The organism is Pseudoxanthomonas sp. LjRoot204_2 (assembly GCF_056175765.1).
In genome coordinates, this window is the sequence record NZ_JBGFFG010000015.1 from 1 (window position 1) to 19289 (window position 19289).

Annotated in this window: 21 protein-coding genes and 1 pseudogene; 16 read left to right on the forward strand and 6 right to left on the reverse strand. The window is 68.2% G+C overall.

Annotated elements, in window-relative coordinates:
* Together groEL and AC04L7_RS01420 are read right to left on the reverse strand one after the other, a co-directional pair.
* A partial coding sequence (groEL, locus tag AC04L7_RS01415) for a chaperonin GroEL (RefSeq protein ID WP_475512414.1) occupies positions 1-975 on the reverse strand: 975 nt, incomplete at its 3' end.
* Between the two features lie 131 nt (positions 976-1106).
* Positions 1107-1400, reverse strand: a complete 294-nt coding sequence (locus tag AC04L7_RS01420) for a co-chaperone GroES (RefSeq protein ID WP_093301702.1) — start codon at positions 1398-1400, stop codon at positions 1107-1109.
* A 205-nt stretch (positions 1401-1605) separates the two neighbouring features.
* On the opposite strand from AC04L7_RS01420, the gene cutA reads away from it, so the two are divergent.
* The 6 genes from cutA (at position 1606) to accC (ending at position 7385) form a co-directional block, all read left to right on the forward strand.
* Positions 1606-1941 (forward strand): divalent-cation tolerance protein CutA, encoded by a 336-nt coding sequence (cutA, locus tag AC04L7_RS01425; protein WP_299347103.1) that lies wholly within the window; start codon positions 1606-1608, stop codon positions 1939-1941.
* A gap of 4 nt (positions 1942-1945) precedes the next feature.
* Positions 1946-4240, forward strand: coding sequence for a protein-disulfide reductase DsbD family protein (locus tag AC04L7_RS01430; RefSeq protein WP_299347104.1), 2295 nt, complete (start codon positions 1946-1948; stop codon positions 4238-4240).
* On the forward strand, positions 4237-4830 hold the full coding sequence (locus AC04L7_RS01435) for a TlpA family protein disulfide reductase (protein ID WP_299347106.1): 594 nt from the start codon (positions 4237-4239) through the stop codon (positions 4828-4830). Before AC04L7_RS01430 ends, AC04L7_RS01435 begins: the two co-directional genes overlap by 4 nt.
* Before the next feature lie 209 nt (positions 4831-5039).
* Positions 5040-5480, forward strand: coding sequence for a type II 3-dehydroquinate dehydratase (aroQ, locus tag AC04L7_RS01440; protein WP_475512415.1), 441 nt, complete (start codon positions 5040-5042; stop codon positions 5478-5480).
* A gap of 47 nt (positions 5481-5527) precedes the next feature.
* Entirely contained in the window at positions 5528-6007 is a 480-nt protein-coding gene (gene accB, locus AC04L7_RS01445; RefSeq protein ID WP_475512416.1) for an acetyl-CoA carboxylase biotin carboxyl carrier protein, read from the forward strand.
* Between the two features lie 10 nt (positions 6008-6017).
* Positions 6018-7385 (forward strand): acetyl-CoA carboxylase biotin carboxylase subunit, encoded by a 1368-nt coding sequence (gene accC, locus AC04L7_RS01450; protein ID WP_475512417.1) that lies wholly within the window; start codon positions 6018-6020, stop codon positions 7383-7385.
* A 78-nt stretch (positions 7386-7463) separates the two neighbouring features.
* Here accC and AC04L7_RS01455 read toward each other — a convergent pair whose 3' ends face one another.
* Together AC04L7_RS01455 and AC04L7_RS01460 are read right to left on the reverse strand one after the other, a co-directional pair.
* Positions 7464-7823, reverse strand: coding sequence for a hypothetical protein (locus AC04L7_RS01455; protein WP_296281945.1), 360 nt, complete (start codon positions 7821-7823; stop codon positions 7464-7466).
* Positions 7820-8755 carry a hypothetical protein gene (locus AC04L7_RS01460; RefSeq protein WP_475512418.1) on the reverse strand — a complete coding sequence of 312 codons (936 nt, stop codon included), beginning with the start codon at positions 8753-8755 and terminating at the stop codon, positions 7820-7822. The genes AC04L7_RS01455 and AC04L7_RS01460 overlap by 4 nt, the downstream gene beginning before the upstream one ends.
* Positions 8756-8890: 135 nt before the next feature.
* Here AC04L7_RS01460 and prmA point away from each other — a divergent pair, with 135 nt between their 5' ends.
* The 6 genes from prmA (at position 8891) to purD (ending at position 14596) form a co-directional block, all read left to right on the forward strand.
* Entirely contained in the window at positions 8891-9805 is a 915-nt protein-coding gene (gene prmA, locus AC04L7_RS01465) for a 50S ribosomal protein L11 methyltransferase (RefSeq protein WP_299347111.1), read from the forward strand.
* A gap of 49 nt (positions 9806-9854) precedes the next feature.
* Complete coding sequence (locus tag AC04L7_RS01470) at positions 9855-10778, forward strand: DUF3426 domain-containing protein (protein ID WP_299347113.1); 924 nt, start codon at positions 9855-9857, stop codon at positions 10776-10778.
* A gap of 120 nt (positions 10779-10898) precedes the next feature.
* Positions 10899-11171, forward strand: coding sequence for a DNA-binding transcriptional regulator Fis (gene fis, locus AC04L7_RS01475; protein WP_296281938.1), 273 nt, complete (start codon positions 10899-10901; stop codon positions 11169-11171).
* 62 nt (positions 11172-11233) lie between these two features.
* Complete coding sequence (gene purH / locus AC04L7_RS01480) at positions 11234-12820, forward strand: bifunctional phosphoribosylaminoimidazolecarboxamide formyltransferase/IMP cyclohydrolase (RefSeq protein ID WP_299347115.1); 1587 nt, start codon at positions 11234-11236, stop codon at positions 12818-12820.
* A gap of 44 nt (positions 12821-12864) precedes the next feature.
* Positions 12865-13293 (forward strand): hypothetical protein, encoded by a 429-nt coding sequence (locus AC04L7_RS01485; RefSeq protein WP_296281935.1) that lies wholly within the window; start codon positions 12865-12867, stop codon positions 13291-13293.
* Positions 13294-13303: 10 nt separating this feature from the next.
* A complete protein-coding gene (gene purD / locus AC04L7_RS01490) occupies positions 13304-14596 on the forward strand; it encodes a phosphoribosylamine--glycine ligase (protein WP_299347117.1) in 1293 nt (430 codons plus the stop codon).
* A 4-nt stretch (positions 14597-14600) separates the two neighbouring features.
* On the opposite strand, the gene AC04L7_RS01495 is transcribed toward purD, so the two are convergent.
* Complete coding sequence (locus AC04L7_RS01495) at positions 14601-15707, reverse strand: NADH:flavin oxidoreductase/NADH oxidase (RefSeq protein ID WP_299347119.1); 1107 nt, start codon at positions 15705-15707, stop codon at positions 14601-14603.
* 145 nt (positions 15708-15852) lie between these two features.
* Here AC04L7_RS01495 and AC04L7_RS01500 point away from each other — a divergent pair, with 145 nt between their 5' ends.
* The 4 genes from AC04L7_RS01500 to AC04L7_RS01515 all read left to right on the forward strand — a co-directional run bounded on the left by AC04L7_RS01500 (position 15853) and on the right by AC04L7_RS01515 (position 18941).
* Positions 15853-17751 carry an MFS transporter gene (locus tag AC04L7_RS01500; protein ID WP_299347121.1) on the forward strand — a complete coding sequence of 633 codons (1899 nt, stop codon included), beginning with the start codon at positions 15853-15855 and terminating at the stop codon, positions 17749-17751.
* Between the two features lie 113 nt (positions 17752-17864).
* The gene (locus AC04L7_RS01505; protein ID WP_296281929.1) at positions 17865-18152 is read left to right on the forward strand and encodes a CD225/dispanin family protein; all 288 of its coding nucleotides are present in this window, start codon (positions 17865-17867) and stop codon (positions 18150-18152) included.
* A 43-nt stretch (positions 18153-18195) separates the two neighbouring features.
* Positions 18196-18531, forward strand: coding sequence for a CD225/dispanin family protein (locus AC04L7_RS01510; RefSeq protein WP_475512419.1), 336 nt, complete (start codon positions 18196-18198; stop codon positions 18529-18531).
* Positions 18531-18941, forward strand: a complete 411-nt coding sequence (locus AC04L7_RS01515; protein ID WP_475512420.1) for a DUF2752 domain-containing protein — start codon at positions 18531-18533, stop codon at positions 18939-18941. The genes AC04L7_RS01510 and AC04L7_RS01515 overlap by 1 nt, the downstream gene beginning before the upstream one ends.
* Before the next feature lie 16 nt (positions 18942-18957).
* On the opposite strand, the pseudogene AC04L7_RS01520 reads toward AC04L7_RS01515, so the two are convergent.
* Positions 18958-19289, reverse strand: a pseudogene (locus tag AC04L7_RS01520) (hypothetical protein); the annotation flags it as partial.

The window sequence follows — 19289 nt, forward strand, 5'->3', positions numbered from 1 at the left end:
GATCACGACCTTCTTCGCACGACCCAGGTCGTTGATGGTGGCCTTCTCGAGCTGCAGGCCGACTTCCTCGGAGATCACCGTGCCGTTGGTCAGCGTGGCGATGTCTTCCAGGATGGCCTTGCGGCGGTCACCGAAGCCCGGCGCCTTGACGGCGGCGACCTTGACGATGCCGCGGATGGTGTTGACCACCAGCGTGGCGAGGGCTTCGCCTTCCACTTCCTCGGCCACGATTAGCAGCGGCTTGCCGGCCTTGGCGACGCCTTCGAGCACCGGCAGCAGTTCGCGGACGTTGGAGACCTTCTTGTCGTGGATCAGGATGAAGGGGTCGTCGAATTCGACCTGCTGCGACTGCTGGTTGTTGATGAAGTACGGCGACAGGTAGCCGCGGTCGAACTGCATGCCCTCGACGACGTCGAGTTCGTTCTCCAGGCCCGAGCCTTCTTCAACGGTGATCACGCCTTCCTTGCCGACCTTCTTCATGGCCTCGGCGATGATGTCGCCGATGTTGCTGTCGGAGTTGGCCGAGATGGTGCCGACCTGGGCGATCGCCTTGTCGTCGGCGGTCGGCTTGGAAAGCTTCTTCAGCTCTTCGACGGCGGCCTTCACGGCCTGGTCGATGCCGCGCTTCAGGTCCATCGGGTTCATGCCGGCAGCGACGGCCTTCGAGCCTTCGCGGATGAACGCCTGCGCCAGCACGGTGGCGGTGGTGGTGCCGTCACCGGCGTTGTCGGAGGTCTTGGAAGCGACTTCCTTGACCATCTGCGCGCCCATGTTCTCGAACTTGTCGGCCAGTTCGATTTCCTTGGCGACGGAAACGCCGTCCTTGGTGATGGTCGGGGCGCCGAAGCTCTTCTCGAGCACGACGTTGCGGCCCTTCGGGCCGAGGGTGGCCTTGACGGCATTGGCGAGGATGTTCACGCCGCGCACCATGCGCGTACGGGCGTCTTCACCGAAACGGATATCTTTGGCTGCCATTGGAAAAACTCCGTGATTCGTAATTCGTGATGAGTGATTCGGGAAACGTCGGGCAGCGGGAAATCGGATGGAGTGGGATCGTCAACGCGGTTGCGCTACTGCGAACCCCCAATCCCCAATCCCGCCTCGGCTCAGCCGAGGATTGCGAGAACGTCGTCTTCCTTGATGATCTTGTACTCGATGCCATCCTGCTTGTAGGCGGAACCGGAGTACTGGCCGTAGATCACCTTGTCGCCGACCTTGACCTTCGGGGCGCGCACGCCACCGGTGGCTTCGACGAACTTGCCTTCGCCGACGGCGATGACTTCACCCTTGGTGGGCTTCTCCTTCGCGGCGTCGGGAATGATGATGCCGCCGAGGGAGGTTTCTTCGGCTTCGATCGGCTTGACCACCAGGCGGTCGTACAGCGGCTTGATGTTGCTCATGTCAATCCTCTTAAGTGATTGATTGGACTAGGAAAGGGGCGGCGATGTTAGCAGTCCCAGGGAGAGACTGCCAACGACGCGGACACAAAAACCCGGCAGCGCCGGATGCCGTCCTATGTTGGGTGGGGGCCATGCGCTTTCAAGGGCCGGTCGAAAAATTTTTTCGCCAGGGCCGTCTGGGCCGGTCTGCGATAATCGCCGGCCCATGCCCGTCTTCCTTATCCTCTCCACCTGCCCGGATGCCGACACCGCCCAGCGGCTGGCGCGGACGCTGGTGGAAGAGCGGTTGGCCGCCTGCGTCAGCCTGTTGCCCGGTGTGGTCTCGACCTACCGCTGGCAGGGCGACGTGGAACAGGCGACCGAGGTCCAGCTGCTGGCCAAGACCTCCGGCGACCGCCGCGAGGACCTGATGGCGCGCCTGGCCGAACTCCACCCGTATGAACTGCCGGAGATCCTGGCGGTCGAAACCGCCGCCGGCCTGCCCGCCTACCTGGACTGGGTCGCCGCCGAAACCCGGGCCCACGCCCGTGCCTCCGAGTGATCCGATGACGCCGATCCGCGCCCTGCTCTCCCTCCTGCTGCTGTCCCTGACCTCGCTGCTGGCGCCGGCCGCCTCCGCCGCGATCACCCAGGACGACCTGCTGCCGGTGGACGAAGCGTTCGTGCTGACAGCTACCGCGCCGACGCGCGACAGGATCGAGATCCGCTGGAAGATCACCGAGGGCTACTACCTCTACCGGCATCGCACCAGCGTGGGCGCCGATCCCGGCTTCGCCGCGCGGCCCCTGCAGTTGCCGAAGGGCAAGGCCTACCGCGACGAGTTCTTCGGCGACGTCGAAACCTACCGCGGCGAGCTGCTCGCCACCCTGCCCGGCCAGCCGACGGCGTCGACCGACCGCGTCACGCTGAAGATCAAGTACCAGGGCTGTGCCGACGCCGGCATCTGCTACCCGCCGCAGACGCGCACGCTGACGGTGGCGTTGCCGCCCGCCGCCGGCGAGGCCTTCGTGCCGCTGGGTTCCGGTGCGCTCACCGGCGGCCTGCTTGGCCAGCAGCCGCAGGCCGGCATGGACGCACTGCCGCTGCCGGAGGAACAGGCGTTCGCGTTCGAGGCGATTGCCTTCAACGGCAACGAGCTGCTGCTGCGCTTCACCCCCGCGCGCGGTTATTACGTCTACCGCGACCGCACGTCGATGGCGCTGGGAGGCGCGCCGGGCATCGCCCTGCAGGCGCCACGCTGGCCGACGGGCAAGGCGCACCGCGACGCGCATTTCGGCGAGGTCACGGTCTACTTCGACCAGGCCGAAGTGCCGGTGCCGTTGAGGCGGGAGAACGCAAAGGCCGCACAGGCGACTCTGCGCGTCACGTTCCAGGGCTGCCAGACCAACGGCATCTGCTATCCGCCGATGACGCGACGGGTGAAGCTGTCGATCCCCGCCGGTACGGTGACGCCGGCCACCATGCCGGACGTGCCGGCGCCCGCCGCCGTCGCAGCGCTGCCGACGAGCGAGACGCCCCCCGCGAGCACGCAGGTCGCGGTTCCCGTCGCGGGCGCGACGACCTCACCCGTTGCGGCCGACGTCGAACGGACACTTCCTCCGGCAGACGTGCTGGCACGCAACCAGGGCGGCGCCATGTCACTGCTCGTCGCACTCGCGCTGGCACTGGCGGGCGGCCTGATCCTCAACCTGATGCCGTGTGTGCTGCCGATCCTGTCGTTGAAGGCGCTGTCGCTGGCCGAGAGCGGGCGCGATGGTGGTGACGCGCGACAGCGCGCGCTCTGGTACACGGTGGGCGTGCTGGTCAGCTTCGTCGCCGTCGGTGCGCTGGCCCTCGCGCTGCGGGCCGCCGGCCTCGCGCTCGGGTGGGGCTTCCAGTTGCAGCAGCCATGGGTCGTCGGGCTGTTGGCCTATGTGATGTTCGCGGTGGGTCTGAGCCTGTCGGGCGTGTTCGCGATCGGCCACCGGCTGGCGGGTACCGGCCATGGGCTGGCGTCGCGTCGCGGCCCGGTCGGCGATTTCTTCACCGGCGTACTGGCGGTGGTCGTGGCCAGCCCCTGCACGGCCCCTTTCATGGGCATCGCACTCGCGTACGCCTTCACGGCGCCCACGCCGTTGGCACTGCTGGTCTTCGCGGTACTCGGCCTGGGATTGGCGTTGCCGTTCCTGCTGATCGGCTTCGTGCCGGCGCTGGCACATCGCCTGCCGCGCCCCGGCGCCTGGATGGAGACGCTGAAGCAGGCACTCGCCTTCCCGATGTACCTCACCGCGGCATGGCTGCTGTGGGTGCTGGGCAAGCAGCGCGGCGTCGATGCGCTGGGGCTGGCGCTGGTCGGACTAGTGTTGCTGGCGCTCGGGCTGTGGTGGTTCCAGCGCGCGCGCTTCGCGGCACCGCTTCAGCGCATGCTGGCACTCGCGCTGGCGACCTCCGCGCTGGTACCTCTGGTGATGGTGCACCGGTTGCCTACGAGCACGGCAGCAGCACCGATGGCGGACGGCCACGTGCCTTACTCGGCGGAACGCCTGGCCGCCCTGCGCGCGGAGGGCCGCATCGTCTTCGTCGACATGACCGCCGACTGGTGCGTGACCTGCAAGGCCAACGAAAAGGCCGTGCTGAACACCGACGCGTTCCGTGAGCTGCTGTCAGAACACGATGCCGTGATGATGACGGGCGACTGGACGAACGTGGACCCTGCCATCACCGCCTTCCTCGAACAGCACAAGGCCGTCGGCGTGCCGCTGTACGTGATGTACCCGCGCAACGGCGGCGAAGGCGAGGTCCTGCCGACCGTGCTGACCCACGACACGGTGCGCCAGGCCTTCGAACGGGCGGCGCGATGAAGGCCACCACGCCGCGCATCCTGGCGGTCGCCGCACTGGCGGCCGGACTGGGCTTGCTCGCCAGCCTCTGGCTAGACGTCAACCCCCTGTGGCGGACCGGCCCGGGCGAGCGCGCCCTGCATGCCGCCATCAACGCCACGGCACCGACGCCGCCGCCAGGCGTCACGCCGGCGGCCATCGGCGATCCGATGCCCGCCATCGCGTTGCCGGGACTGGATGGCAAGATCGTCGATCTCGCCGCCCACTACCGCGGCAAGCGGCTGCTGATCAATGTCTGGGCCAGCTGGTGCGGCCCCTGCATCGAGGAGATGCCCGAGCTGCAACGCTTCGCGATGGCGCAGGGGGCAGAGGGCGTGCAGGTGATTGGCCTGGCGCTGGACTCGCCGGAAGCGGTGCGGGATTTCCTGTCCCGCGTGCCGGTCGGCTATCCCATCGTGCTGGACACACCCGGCCCGGCCGACGCCAGCGTCTGGCTGGGCAACGCCAAGGGCGTGCTGCCGTATACCGTACTGATCGGCACCGATGGCCGGGTCGAGCGACAGAAGATCGGCCCGTTCCAGCACGGCGAGCTCAGCGACTGGGCGCAGTAGCAACGCCGCGTTACGTCGTCGAAACGGCGGTCATCGTGCGCCATCAATTGAAAAACCCGCCTTGCCGGCGCGCCTTGTCGCCCCGCCTCGACCTGATCGGCACGAATGGCGCCAGGAATCAAACAAGCGCTTAAAACGAGGCAAACTTCGGCGAACTGGACAGCATTGCCGTGTTCGCGCAGACTGCCGGCCTTCCGCTGGAGAGCCGAATGGCGAAGCTGCTGGTCCTGCATGGCCCCAACCTCAATCTGCTCGGGACGCGCGAGCCGGAGGTCTATGGCCACACGACGCTGGCGGACATCGACCTGGCGCTCGCGGCGCAGGCGCAGGCCGCCGGCCWCGCGCTGGAGGGGTTCCAGTCCAATGCCGAGCACGCTCTGGTCGACCGCATCCAGACCGCCCGCACCGACGGCACCGCCTTCATCCTGATCAACCCGGCTGCGTTCACCCACACCTCCGTCGCGATCCGCGACGCGCTGGCGGCGGTAGCGCTGCCCTTCATCGAAATCCACCTGTCCAACCCGCACAGCCGCGAACCCTTCCGCCACACCAGCTACTTCAGCGACAAGGCGGTCGGCGTGGTCTGCGGGTTCGGTGCGGACAGTTACCGCTACGCGCTGGACGCCGCCCTGCAGCGGCTGCCCGCCTGACTTTCCTCTGTTCCCCGCGGGGAACGATGTTCAACCACGAGGCTCCCATGGATCTCCGCAAAATCAAGAAACTCATCGACCTGCTGGAAGAGTCGAACCTGGCCGAAATCGAGATCAAGGAAGGCGAAGAATCCGTGCGCCTGGCGCGGACGCCCAAGGGCGGCTATGCCGCACCCGCCGCACCGGCGCCCGTGGCCTACGCCGAACCGCGCCCCGCGGCACCGATGCCGATGAGCTCGCCGACCGAAGCCTCCACCGGCGGCACCGCCAAGCCCGGCAACGCCCTGCCCGACGGCCACGTGGTGCGCGCGCCCATGGTCGGCACCTTCTATGCCTCCCCGTCGCCGGACAAGCCTGCCTTCGTCAGCGTCGGCCAGTCGGTGAAGGCCGGCGAGACGCTGGCGATCATCGAGGCGATGAAGATGTTCAACCCCATCGAAGCCGACGTGTCCGGCACCGTGCTGTCGATCCTGGCCGACAGCGGCCAGCCGATCGAATTCGACCAGCCGCTGTTCRTGATCGGCTGAGGTCGGCACCATGCTGGACAAGGTCGTTATCGCCAACCGGGGTGAGATCGCGCTGCGCATCCTGCGCGCCTGCCACACCCTCGGCATCCGCACGGTCGCGGTGCATTCCACCGTCGACCGCAACCTCAAGCACGTGGCCATGGCCGACGAGTCCGTCTGCATCGGCCCGRCCGCCTCGAAGGACAGCTACCTCAACATCCCGGCCATCATCGCCGCGGCCGAGGTGACCGACGCGCAGGCCATCCACCCGGGCTACGGCTTCCTGTCGGAGAACGCCGACTTCGCCGAGCGCGTGGAGCAGTCCGGCTTCATCTTCATCGGCCCGAAGGCGGACACGATCCGCATGATGGGCGACAAGGTGGAAGCCATCCGCGCCATGCAGGCGGCCGGCGTGCCGTGCGTGCCCGGCAGCGGTGGTCCGCTGGGCGACGACATCGTCGCCAATACCCGGATCGCGCGCGAGATCGGCTATCCGGTGATCRTCAAGGCSGCGGGYGGYGGCGGCGGSCGCGGCATGCGCGTGGTGCATGTCGAAGGCGCGCTGAAGGCGGCCATCGAGACCACCAAGTCGGAAGCCAAGGCGGCGTTCGGCAACGGCGAGGTCTACATGGAGAAGTTCCTGGAGAATCCGCGCCACGTGGAAATCCAAGTCCTCGCCGACGGCCAGGGCAACGCCATCCACCTGGGCGAGCGCGACTGCTCGATGCAGCGTCGCCACCAGAAGGTGGTCGAGGAAGCACCGGCGCCCGGCATCACCGAGGAACTGCGCAACGAGATCGGCAAGGTCTGCGTGGAAGCGTGCATCCGCATCGGCTACCGCGGTGCCGGCACGTTCGAATTCCTGTTCGAGGACGGCCGCTTCTACTTCATCGAGATGAACACCCGCATCCAGGTGGAGCATCCGGTGACCGAGCGCATCACCGGCATCGACCTGGTCTGCGAACAGCTGCGCATCGCGGCCGGCCACAAGCTGAGCATCAAGCAGTCCGACATCGTGCTGCGCGGCCATGCCATCGAATGCCGCATCAACGCGGAAGACCCGGACACGTTCATGCCGCACCCGGGTCTGATCCAGCATTTCCATCCGCCGGGCGGCCCCGGCGTGCGCGTGGACACGCACATCTACGAAGGCTATCGCGTCCCGCCGAACTACGATTCGATGATCGCCAAGCTGATCGTCCACGGCCCGGACCGCGACACCGCGATCGCGCGCATGCGCGTCGCGCTCAGCGAGATGGTCATCGACGGCATCAAGACGAATATCCCCCTGCAGCAACGCATCATGCGCGACCAGGGCTTCCAGGCCGGCGGCCAGAACATCCACTATCTGGAAAAGCGCCTGGCCGAACGCAAGAACAAGGCGATCTCGCTGGTCTGAGGATTCGCCGCGCCAGACGCACGAAGGGCCGGGATGGCGACTTGCCGTTTCAACGTTCGGACGAGGCGACGCGGCGTATTACCGCTCGGGTGCCTGTTGCGTGCCGGGCACCGGGACGGCACCGAGCGGCGAGGACGGATCGGTGATCCGCACCACTTCCGACGACCCGTTGGGCCAGACCACCCTGATCGTGCTGCCCGGCGCCAACGTCGAGAACGGCGTGCCGCTGCGCGCGCGATACAGCGCGGCGACCTGCGCGGCGCCGAGGCGGCGCGCCTCGTCCGGCGCATGGATGGTCATGTGGCCCACCCGCGACAGATCGCGGAACGCGGGGTCGCGTGTTTCGATCACGATCGTTGCCGCCGCGGCGGCATACGCCACCACCACCAGACCCCAGACCAGGAGATTGGCTCCCGGCCGCGTGCGCTTGTATTTCATCCTTCCACTCCCGGGTGGGACAGCAGCGTGCCCACCATCTCGTCCACGTTGTCCCGACCTTGGCGCGGCACACCGGCATCGCGCGCGAAGGTGGTGAAATCCTGCGATTCGTCCTGCGAGCAGAYGCCGCCGTTGACGCAGTAGTTGGTCATCATCGTGCCGCCGGGGCTGCAGTCCATGCCGAGCCGGCAGGCCGCCACGCGCCAAGCGATCTCGGTCAGTTCAGTGCCCGACACCTCGCCCAGCGTGTCGCGACGGCCGCTGCCGATCGTGCCCATCGCCGGCGCGATGGCCAGGTAGGCGAACGGATCGCCCGAATCGAGTACGCGCTGCACCAGGTCGCGCTGGTAGTCGTCGCCTTCCCGCAAGGGCTGCTCCATCGCCAGCAGCGCGGCTTCCGCCGCCACGCTGCCGGCCTGCGCCGCCTGCAGGCGACGCGTGAAGACCGTCGCCGACGAGAAACCGTCCGCCGRCATGAAGCGTGCGCAGCGTTGCTGCACGCGCTGGCGGGCGGACAGCATCGCGGCACCATTCGACAGCCCCAGGCCGGCGATCACGCGCGTGTCCTGCGCATAGCCTGCGGGATCGGCCGCGTAGCCCGCGCAGTGATCCTGCACCAGGCTCAACAGCCACATGGCATCGGCATCTCCAGCCGCGGCGAGCACCATGAGTTCGCGCGAATAGGCGAACAGGTCGGTGCTGTCCTCGAACGCGCGCCGCAACGGCGACAAGACCGGCACGGTCCGCGCCGACATGGGGCGCAGCATCGCGTCCGGTGTCGCAAGTGCGGACGGATCCCCGTCGTGCGCAATGGCCGGGGCCTCTCCAGATCCTCCGGCATGCGGCAGCCAACCCGCCTGGCGCAGCGGCATCCACGCCAGCACACCCAGCAGGCCCACCAGCATCATCGGCAGCAGCAGCTTCCGGGGCACGCGTGCATTATCCCGGTGCCCGCCACCCCTTACAACGCGGCGCACGCGCGTCCTTGACCGCGATCACGCGCAGGCGAGGGGCAGCCGCGGTCGCGTGAGACAATCCCGGCCTGTCCATTCCCCCGCCCGGCCGACATGCCCTACCTGGAACTCTCCCTGCGCTGCACCGAAGCCGAGCAGCCGCGCTACGAGAATGCGCTCGACGACGTGGGCGCCCTGTCGGTGACCCTGCTGGATGCCGACGCCGATACCGGCAACGAGCGCGCCATCCTGGAACCCGGCGTCGGCGAGACGCCGCTGTGGAAATCACTGGTGCTGACTGCGCTGTTCGATTCGGACGCCGATGCGCTGACGTTGCTGGCCGCGCTGGAAGCCTTCGATCCGGGACTCGACTGGACGCAGGCGGGTTTCCGCAAGGTCGAGGACGAGGACTGGGAACGCGCATGGCTGGACCAGTTCAAGCCGATGCGCTTCGGCGCACGCACGTTCATCGTGCCGTGGAACCATGAGGTGCCCGAGGAGGCGGGCGACGATGCGGCGATCGTGCGCCTCGATCCCGGGCTGGCGTTCGGCTCCGGCACGCACCCGACCACGGCGCTGTGCCTGCGCTGGCTGGACACGCTCGCGGGCGAGGGCCTGCTGCAGGACCAGCGCGTGCTCGACTTCGGTTGCGGCTCCGGCATCCTCGCACTGGCCGCGCTGAAGCTCGGCGCCGCGCACGCGACCGGCGTCGACAACGATCCTCAGGCCCTGCTGGCGAGCGCCGACAATGCGCAACGCAACGGTGTCGATGCGCATTTCCACGTCTACCTGCCGGATGACGAACCGGCCGCCACCTATCCGGTCGTGGTGGCGAACATCCTCGCGTCGGCGCTCGATGCCCTCGCCGACGTGCTCGCCGCGCGCGTGGCGGTGGGGGGCCGCATAGCGCTGTCCGGCATCCTCAAGGGGCAGGAAGACGAACTGCTGGCCCGCTATGCCCCCTGGTTCGATGCACTGTCCGCCACGCAGGACGGCGACTGGATGCGCATCGACGGCATCCGCCGCTGACGCAGCCGGTCACAACACGCCCGCGGACGAGCATGGTTGAATAGCCGCCATGTTCACGGCCTGCCCGCACTGCCAGTTCCTTGTCGCCCGCGATCCGCGCTCCGGCGCGACGCCGGCGGACTGTCCGCGCTGCGGCAAGGCGCTGGTCACGAAGGATGATGTCGCCACGCCGGCCCCCAGCTTCGTGACTCTGTTGCACGCCGCGCCGGATCCCGTATCGGCTGCATCGGGGCCGGACGCATCCGACGCAGCGGCGGGTGAGCAGGAAGCCTCGCCTGCGACGTCCGCGCCGTCGATGGACGCGCCTGCCCAGATGATCGGCGAGGAGACGCCACCACTCCCGCCTGCGATCGACGAAGACGCGATCACGCCGCGCGATCCTGCCTCCGCTGGTTCCCACGCGCCCGCAACCGCAACCGCAACCGCCAGCACGCTCGACGTACCCGTCGCGCGCAAGGCGACAGGGCCCCGCTTCCTTCATCGGACACGCACCACGCCGGTGCATGCGAAGCGCGCGCGCCTGCAGTGGGCCATCGTCGCCGCGCTATCGGCGCTGCTGTGCATGCAGGTCATCGTCGCGGACCGCGCGAGGCTCGCGATGCAGGCCGGCTGGCGGCCCATCGTCGTTGCGCTGTGCGGCATCGCCCGCTGCGACGTACCGATCTGGCGCGAACCCGCTGCGTTCACCATGCTCAGTCGCGACGTCCGCCCGCTGCTGGACACGCCCGGCACCTTGCTGGCGCAGGCCACGTTCCGCAATGAAGCGCGCTGGGCGCAGGGCTGGCCCATCATCCTGCTGACGCTGAAGGATGCGGATGGGCGCACGCTGGGCGCACGCGCCCTGCGACCAGAGGAATACCTGGCCGAAGGCGAGGCAGTCACCGCCATCGGCCCCGGCCAGAGTGCACAGGTCGCCGTGCGCATACGCGAGCCCAGCGCCAGCGTCGTCGCGTTTTCCTTCGACTTCCGTTAAACGCGCGGGTTCATGAAAAAAGCGGATGCATGCGCCGCGATCAGGCGCTAGACTCGTCCCCCCGCCGAATACCCACAAGCACAAGGCGGCACCTGCTTCCGTAGCGCCCAGGGGATCCGTTTGAACGCTGCCTCCACACGCCAGGACACGCCTCGCACCGCGTCGCGCCCGCCGTTGCGCGAGCATGTCGCGCAGTCCGTGCGCCGCTACCTGCGCGACCTGGACGGCTGCGAAGCCGATGATGTGTACGAGATCGTGCTGCGCGAGATGGAAATCCCGCTGTTCGTGGAAGTGCTGAACCATTGCGACGGCAACCAGAGCCGCGCGGCCGCCATGCTCGGCATCCATCGCGCAACGCTGCGCAAGAAGCTCAAGGATTACGGGCTGGCCTGAGGCACCGGACGCCGTGCTGCAGCGCGTTATAATTCGCGCCCCGCTCCGCACCGTCGTCCTCCATGACTCCTGATCTCCAGCCCGTGCGTCGGGCGCTGTTGTCCGTTTCCGACAAGACCGGCCTGCTCGAGCTGGCTCGCGCGCTGGCGGCGCGCGATGTCGAACTCTTGTCCACCGGCGGCACCGCCAGGACACTGCGTGACGCGGGCCTGGCCGTGCGCGATGTCGCCGACGTCACCGGCTTCCCGGAAATGATGGATGGCCGGGTCAAGACGCTGCACCCCAAGGTGCACGGCGGACTGCTGGGACGTGCCGGCACCGACGACGCGGTGATGGCCGAACACGGCATCGGCGCGATCGACCTGCTGGTGCTGAACCTGTATCCGTTCGAATCGGTCACCGCGAAGGCCGACTGCACGATGGCGGACGCGGTGGAGAACATCGACATCGGTGGCCCGGCCATGCTGCGCTCGGCCGCGAAGAACTTCGCGCGCGTCGCCGTCGCGACCGATCCGTCGCAGTACGCCGGCCTGGTGGCCGAACTCGACGCCAACGATGGAGCGCTGTCGGCGGACACCCGTTTCGCGCTGTCGGTGGCGGCGTTCAACCGCGTGGCGCAGTACGACGCGGCGATCAGCAACTACCTGTCCGCGATCACCGATACCTCTGTCGCGGTACCGGTGCGCAGCGCCTTCTCCGCGCAGGCGAACGGCAGCTTCGTCAAAGTCATGGACCTGCGCTACGGCGAGAAYCCGCACCAGCAGGCCGCGTTCTATCGCGACCTGTATCCCGCGCCCGGCTCGCTGGCCACGTTCGAGCAGTTGCAGGGCAAGGAGCTCAGCTACAACAACATCGCCGACAGCGATGCGGCATGGGAATGCGTGCGCCAGTTCGACGCGCCGGCGTGCGTGATCGTCAAGCACGCCAACCCCTGCGGCGTGGCGGTAGGCGTGGCCTGCGGCGACGCCTACGAGCTGGCTTACGCCACCGACCCGACCAGCGCGTTCGGCGGCATCATCGCGTTCAACCGCACGCTGGATGCGGCCACGGCGAAGGTCATCCTGGATCGCCAGTTCGTCGAAGTCCTGATCGCGCCGGACTACGAGCCCGCCGCCCTCGACTACGCGACGAAGAAGGCCAACGTGCGCGTGCTGCGCATCCCGATGGCGGCTGCCTCGCCCGGCTTCATCGACACCAAGCGCATCGGCTCCGGCCTGCTGCTGCAGACGGCCGACGACCGCGTTGTGACACGCGACGAATTGAAGGTGGTTACGAAACTCGCGCCGACCGACGCGCAGTTCACCGACCTGCTGTTCGCCTGGAAGGTCGCCAAGTTCGTGAAGTCCAACGCCATCGTCTATGCGAAGGACCATCGCACCATCGGTGTCGGCGCCGGCCAGATGAGCCGCGTGTATTCGGCGCGCATCGCCGGCATCAAGGCGGCCGATGCGAACCTCGTGGTCGAGGGTTCGGTGATGGCCAGCGATGCCTTCTTCCCGTTCCGCGACGGCATCGACGCCGCCGCCGCCGCCGGCATCAGGGCGGTGATCCAGCCGGGTGGCTCGATGCGCGACAGCGAGGTGATCGCCGCGGCGGACGAGCACAGCATCGCGATGGTGTTCACCGGCGTCCGCCACTTCCGCCACTGAGATTCTTCGCCACGTCATCGGGCATTCGAGGAGCAGCGCAGGCCATGACTCGCAACGTATCCACCGTGCTGGCGTCGATGATCGCGGCGTGTGCCCTGGCCGGGTGCTCGGACACGCGGCAGCCCGTGCAGGAAGCGAGGACGCGGATCGCCGCTACCTTGCCGGCGCCCTACTTCGAGGACCTGGTCACCGAATCGGTGTCCGTCGACGGCGACCGCCTGGTCCTGCTGGTGCGCAGTCCGGCCGGCAGCGCCGCGAAGACGCGCGGCGCCCCCGGCTTCGACGCACTGAAGGACAGTGAGCAGGCCGCGCTGCGCGACCTGTGCGGACGTCCCGAGATCATGCCGCTGCTCGATACCGAAGCGGTGCTCGTACGCCGCTTCGTGGACCGCGAAGATGTCCTGTTCTTCGAAGTCGCCCTCCCCGCGCGCGCCTGCGCGAGCCCGCCGGCCGACGCGCCGGCCCAGCCCTGAGGAAAGCCCCTTGAAAGTCCTGGTGATCGGTTCCGGCGGTCGTGAGCACGCGCTGGCGTGGAAGCTGGCGCAGTCGCCGCGCGTGGACGAGGTGATCGTGGCGCCCGGCAACGCCGGCACCGCGACCGAGGCCAAGTGCCGCAACGCCGCCGTCAAGGCCAATGACATCGAAGGCCTGCTTGCGCTGGTGCGGGCCGAAGGCGTGGGCCTGACCGTGGTCGGCCCCGAAGTGCCGCTGGTGGCCGGCGTGGTGGACCGCTTCCGCCTGGCCGGGCTGCGCATCTTCGGCCCCACGGCGGCAGCGGCACAGTTGGAAGGCAGCAAGGCGTTCGCCAAGGACTTCCTCGCACGCCACGGCATCCCGACCGCGTTCTACGCGGTGCATACCGAGGTGGACGCCGCACTGGCGTACCTCCGGGAGAAAGGCGCCCCGATCGTGGTCAAGGCCGACGGCCTGGCAGCGGGCAAGGGCGTCATCGTGGCGATGACCTTGCAGGAAGCCGAAGACGCGGTGCGCGACATGCTGTCGGGCAATGCCTTCGGCGACGCCGGTGCGCGCGTGGTGATCGAGGAATTCCTGGACGGCGAAGAAGCCAGCTTCATTTCGATGGTGGATGGCAACACCGCCCTGCCGATGGCGACGAGCCAGGACCACAAGCGGGTGGGCGACGGTGATACCGGCCCCAACACGGGGGGCATGGGCGCCTATTCGCCGGCGCCGGTGGTCACGGCGGACGTGCATGCGCGCGTGATGCGCGAGGTGGTGAATCCCACCGTGCAGGGCATGCTCGCCGACGGCGTGCCGTTCACCGGGTTCCTGTATGCGGGACTCATGATCGATGCGGCCGGCGCGCCCAAGGTCATCGAATTCAACGTGCGCTTCGGCGACCCGGAAACGCAGCCGGTGATGCTGCGCCTGAAGTCCGACCTGGTGGAGCTGGTCGAAGCGGCCATCGACGGCCGCCTGGACGCCGCCGAGGCGCAGTGGGATCCACGCCCGTCGCTCGGCGTGGTGATGGCCGCTTCGCCATACCCGGAGACGCCGGTGACGGGCGACGTGATCCTCGGGCTGGACGAGGTGCCGGCCACGGCCAAGGTCTTCCATGCCGGTACCGCGCTGGATGCCGAAGGTCGCGTGGTCAGCGCCGGCGGGCGCGTGCTGTGCGTCGCCGCGCTGGGCGATTCGGTGTCCGATGCGCAACGACATGCGTACGCGGGCGTGGACAAGGTGCGATGGACGAACGAGTTCCACCGCATCGACATCGGCTGGCGCGCGATCGCGCGCGAACGCGCGGACGGTTGACCGTCTACTCCGCCTGCACGAAACTCGCCGCGTGCTCGCGCGGCGCACTGCGCAGGTATTGCGGCGCGACGGCGACCTTCGCCCCCAGCGCTGCGGCGGCATGCCACGGCCAGCGCGGGTCGTAGAGGATGCCGCGCGCGATGGCGATCGCGTCGGCCCGGTCCTGCACCAGGAGGTCTTCGGCCTGCTGCGGTTCGGTGATCAGGCCGACGGCGATGACCGGCATCGCCACCTCGCGCTTGATCGCCTCGGCGAAGGGCACCTGGTAGCCCGGCCCCAGCGCGATCCGCTGCGCCGGATGCAGGCCGCCGCTCGATACATGGATGAAATGGCAGCCGCGCGCATCCAGCGCCTTCGCCAGCACGAGGCTCTGCGCGAGATCCCACCCGCCGTCGACCCAGTCGGTGGCCGAGATGCGGATACCGACCGCCACCGACGCCGGCACGGCAGCCTTGACGGCGTCGAACACCTGCAGCGCGAGGCGCATGCGACTTTCCAGCGTGCCGCCGTAGGCGTCATCGCGCTGGTTGCTCAACGGCGACAGGAACTGGTGCAGCAGATAGCCGTGCGCGGCGTGGATCTCGATCAGTTGCAGCCCGAGTCGCACGGCGCGACGCGCACTGTCGGCGAACGCGGCGACGACGGCATCGATGCCGGCCTGGTCCAGCGCGTCCGGCGCATGCTGGCCCTCGGCGTAGGCGACCGGCGAAGCCGACACTGTCTGCCAGCCGTGCGGTGCGTCCGGCGCGATCTGCGCGCCGTGGTGGTCCCAGGGACGATGCGTGGACGCCTTGCGGCCGGCGTGCGCCAGTTGCACGCCGATCGGCATGCTCGAGTAGCGGCGCGTCGCCGCCAGCGCGTTGGCGAACGCGGCTTCGGTGGTGTCGTCCCACAGGCCGAGGTCCGCCCAGCTGATGCGGCCGCGCGCTTCAACGGCGGTGGCCTCGATGATCGCCAGGGCGGCACCGGACTGCGCGAGGTTGGGCCAATGGAAGGCGTGCCATGCGGTGGCGCGGCCTTCCTCCGAGGAGTACTGGCACATCGGCGCAATGACGATGCGGTTGGAAAGCGACAGCGGCCCCAGCGCGAGGGGCGAGAACAGGCGACTCATGGACGGGGCGATACCGGACGACGTGGGGCGGCCACTATCCCCCTGCCCCCTCTGCCCTTCAATGCCATCGACGGAACACTGTCGGGCGCAGCGGCGCGCATCGCCATCGCGATTTGCTAGGCTGCGCGCAACCCACGGAGGGCGCATGTCCAGCCACAGCCAGTTTTCGCTGCTGACGCAACGGCGGTTCCTGCCGTACTTCACCGTCCAGGCGCTCGGCGCCTTCAACGACAACGTGTACCGGCAGGCGATCATCGGCCTGCTGATCTTCCTGGGCGCCAGCACCGACGAACGCGCGCTCTACGCCGTCATCGCGCCGGCCATCTTCATCCTGCCGTATTTCCTGTTCTCGGCAATCGCCGGCCAGATCGCGGAGAAACTGGAGAAGCACCGCCTGATCGTGATCACCACGACGATGGAGATCGTGATCATGTCGCTGGCCGCGGTGGGCTTCCTGCTGCAGAACATGCCGGTGCTGCTGGTCGCCCTGTTCTGTACCGGCGTGCAGTCCACGTTGTTCGGACCGGTGAAGTATTCCGTGCTGCCGTCGATCCTCAAGCCGGAGGAGCTGACAGGCGGCAACGGCCTGGTCGAGATGGGCACGTCGATCTCGATCCTGTGCGGCATGATCGCCGGCGGCATGATCTTCCAGGTGGCCGGCGCCCACGGCCCGCAGGCGGCCGCCGTCGCCATCGTGCTGCTCGCGTTGCTGGGCAACGCGTTGTCGCGGCTGATCCCGCGCATGGATGCCGGCGCGCCGGACCTGAAGATCAACTGGAATCCGATCCCCGAGTCGCTGGTCGTGCTGCGCATGGCCAAACAGCAACTGGCCGTGCGCAACGCCATCCTGGGCGTGTCGTGGTTCTGGTTCTTCGGCACGCTGCTGACCTCGCAGCTGCCCACGTATGCCGAACTGCATCTCGGTGCGCCGGGCGATTCCGCCACGCTTTACGTGGCGGCACTGGCACTGTTCTCCGTCGGCACCGGCATCGGCTCGCTGCTGTGCGAGAAACTGTCCGGCCGCACCGTCGAGATCGGCCTGGTGCCCGTCGGCGCGGCCGGCATGACGGCCTTCCTGCTGGACCTGTATTTCGCGCGCCCCGGCCTGGCGCCGGTCGGAGGACTGGACCTGGCGCAGTTCGTGCGCCAGCCCGGCAGCGTGCGCATCATCATTGATCTGGTGGGTATCGGCCTGTTCACCGGCATCTTCGTGGTGCCGCTGTTCGCGCTGATCCAGAGCCGCACGCGCGCCTCTGAGATGGCGCGCGTGTTCGCGGCGCTGAACATCCAGAACTCCGGCTTCATCGTGCTGGCGGCCTTGACGGGTCTCGCCCTCCAGCGAGGGCTGGACTGGACCAGTCCGCAGATGTTCCTCGCGCTGGCCATCGCCAACGCCGCGGTCGCCATCTGGATCTTCACGATCGTGCCCGAGTTCCTGATGCGTTTCCTCAGCTGGGTGCTGGTGCGCGCGCTGTACCGGCTGCGCCTCCACGGCATCGAGAAGAACGTCCCCGACGAAGGCCCGGCACTGATCGTCTGCAACCATGTCAGCTACATGGACGCGCTGATCCTGGCGGCCACGATCCCGCGCCCGGTGCGCTTCGTCATGTACTACAAGATCTTCAACATCCCGGTGATGAGCTGGATCTTCCGCACCGCCAAGGCCATCCCGATCGCCGGGGCCCGGGAGAATCCCGAACTCATGCAGCGCGCGTTCGAGGAGATCGACGCGGCGCTGGCCGAGGGCGAGATCGTGGGCATCTTCCCGGAAGGCGCGTTGACGAAGGACGGCGAGATCGCCGCGTTCAAGTCGGGCGTCGAGAAGATCCTCGAGCGGCGCCCGGTCCCCGTCGTGCCGATGGCGCTGAAGGGCATGTGGGCCAGCATGTGGAGCCGGCGCGACTCGCGGCTCGGCCGCATGCGCGTACCACGGCGATTCCGCGCGCACGTCGAGGTCATGGCCGGCGAGCCGATGGACGGCGCGACCGTGGATGCGGACGCGCTGGAGGCGAAGGTGCGCGCGTTGCGGGGCGATGCCGCGTGATGCTTCCGCAGCGCCGGGTTACCGGCTAGGCTGACGGCAGGGGCTTCTTCCATCACGCGTCACCGCGCACGGCGGCGGCCCCGCCCTGCCCTCCGTCTTTCCGCGAGAACCGCATGAGCAGCCTGCCGCCCTCCACGCACGGACCCTATGTTCCCAACCATCTGGTATGGGCCATCCTCACCACGCTGTTCTGTTGCCTGCCGCTGGGCATCGTCTCGATCGTGTTCGCCGCACAGGTGGATGGAAAGCGGGCGGCAGGCGATCTGGCCGGTGCGCAGGACGCGTCGCGGAAGGCGTTGAACTGGGCGATCGCCTCGGCGCTGATCGGCCCGATCCTGATGGCGCTCTGGTTCTTTTTGTTCGGCGGTCTGGCACTATTGGGCGGCATGAGCGGCATGTAGGCCGACTCGCACGACCCTCCATCCCTGCACAAGGAAAGCCTGCATGAGCGCCGTACCTCCCATGCCCTCGTCGTCCACGCCGGACAGCGTACCCAACCATCTCGCATGGGCCATCGTGTCCACCGTACTGGCGACCTGCCTGTGCTGCCCGCTCGGCCTGATCGGCATCGTCGCGATCGTGTTCTCGTCGCAGGTGAACGGCAAGCTCAACCAGGGCGACCTAGAAGGCGCGCGCCGCGCGTCCGCCAACGCCAAGACCTGGTGCTGGGTGGCCACTGCGTTCGCCATCATCGGCCTGCTGCTCAACATCATCATGATCGCCACCGGCGGCATGGAGCAGTACATGGAGATGATRCAGCAGATGCAACAGATGCAGTGATCGCGCTGCGACCCCTGCACTACGCGGCATTGACGGCGGCGGCCCTGGTGGCCGCCGCTGGCGTATGGCTGCTGCTGACGTTCGATCCCAATGCCGCGGACAGCCCGTTCCCGGGCTGCATGTTCCGCGCACTGACCGGTTATTTCTGCGTGGGATGCGGCCTGACCCGCGCCCTGCACGCACTGGTCCACGGCGACCTGGGGCGCGCCTTCGCGAYGAATCCGCTCGCGGTGCTGCTGTTGCCGGCGATCCCGATGATGATCGCGCACGGACAGGGCTGGCGCCCGCGTGCGCTCGAACCGGTGATGCGCGTCCTGCTGGCGCCCCGCTTCTGGCTGGTGCTGTTGCCGGCATACTGGATCGCGCGCAACCTGCCGTGGTTTCCCTTCACGCTGCTCGCGCCGGGCTGACGCTGCACACGCTGGCTCAGCTGACCCAGCCGCCGATCACGAACACTGCCAGCGTCGCCAGCCACAGCAGCAGGATGCGCCACACCAAGCTCATCGCATCGCGCAGTTCGGGCAGGTCGCGCATGGCCTGCRCCATGCCCTCCTCCGCATATTCCTCGGCCTCCTCCGCCAGCTCGCCGCGCACGCTTGCGCGGGCGGCGTGCGGCAGGAAGCCCGTGTCCAGGCGGAAACGCGTGCCGCCCGCTTCACGCCATGCGGTGAACACCGTATCGAAGTTGCCCACCAGCGCCATCGCGAGCGTCATCAATTGCGCGACCGGCCACTCGAGTGCCGTCGTCAGCACCTGCG

What these genes read in the sequence shown, in the direction of transcription:
- AC04L7_RS01420 (WP_093301702.1), bottom strand. Translation starts at nt 1,400, where the DNA reads ATGAGCAACATCAAGCCGCTGTACGACCGCCTGGTGGTCAAGCCGATC.
- cutA (WP_299347103.1), top strand. Translation starts at nt 1,606, where the DNA reads ATGCCCGTCTTCCTTATCCTCTCCACCTGCCCGGATGCCGACACCGCC.
- AC04L7_RS01430 (WP_299347104.1), top strand. Translation starts at nt 1,946, where the DNA reads ATGACGCCGATCCGCGCCCTGCTCTCCCTCCTGCTGCTGTCCCTGACC.
- AC04L7_RS01435 (WP_299347106.1), top strand. Translation starts at nt 4,237, where the DNA reads ATGAAGGCCACCACGCCGCGCATCCTGGCGGTCGCCGCACTGGCGGCC.
- AC04L7_RS01455 (WP_296281945.1), bottom strand. Translation starts at nt 7,823, where the DNA reads ATGAAATACAAGCGCACGCGGCCGGGAGCCAATCTCCTGGTCTGGGGT.
- prmA (WP_299347111.1), top strand. Translation starts at nt 8,891, where the DNA reads ATGCCCTACCTGGAACTCTCCCTGCGCTGCACCGAAGCCGAGCAGCCG.
- AC04L7_RS01470 (WP_299347113.1), top strand. Translation starts at nt 9,855, where the DNA reads ATGTTCACGGCCTGCCCGCACTGCCAGTTCCTTGTCGCCCGCGATCCG.
- AC04L7_RS01485 (WP_296281935.1), top strand. Translation starts at nt 12,865, where the DNA reads ATGACTCGCAACGTATCCACCGTGCTGGCGTCGATGATCGCGGCGTGT.
- AC04L7_RS01495 (WP_299347119.1), bottom strand. Translation starts at nt 15,707, where the DNA reads ATGAGTCGCCTGTTCTCGCCCCTCGCGCTGGGGCCGCTGTCGCTTTCC.
- AC04L7_RS01500 (WP_299347121.1), top strand. Translation starts at nt 15,853, where the DNA reads ATGTCCAGCCACAGCCAGTTTTCGCTGCTGACGCAACGGCGGTTCCTG.
- AC04L7_RS01505 (WP_296281929.1), top strand. Translation starts at nt 17,865, where the DNA reads ATGAGCAGCCTGCCGCCCTCCACGCACGGACCCTATGTTCCCAACCAT.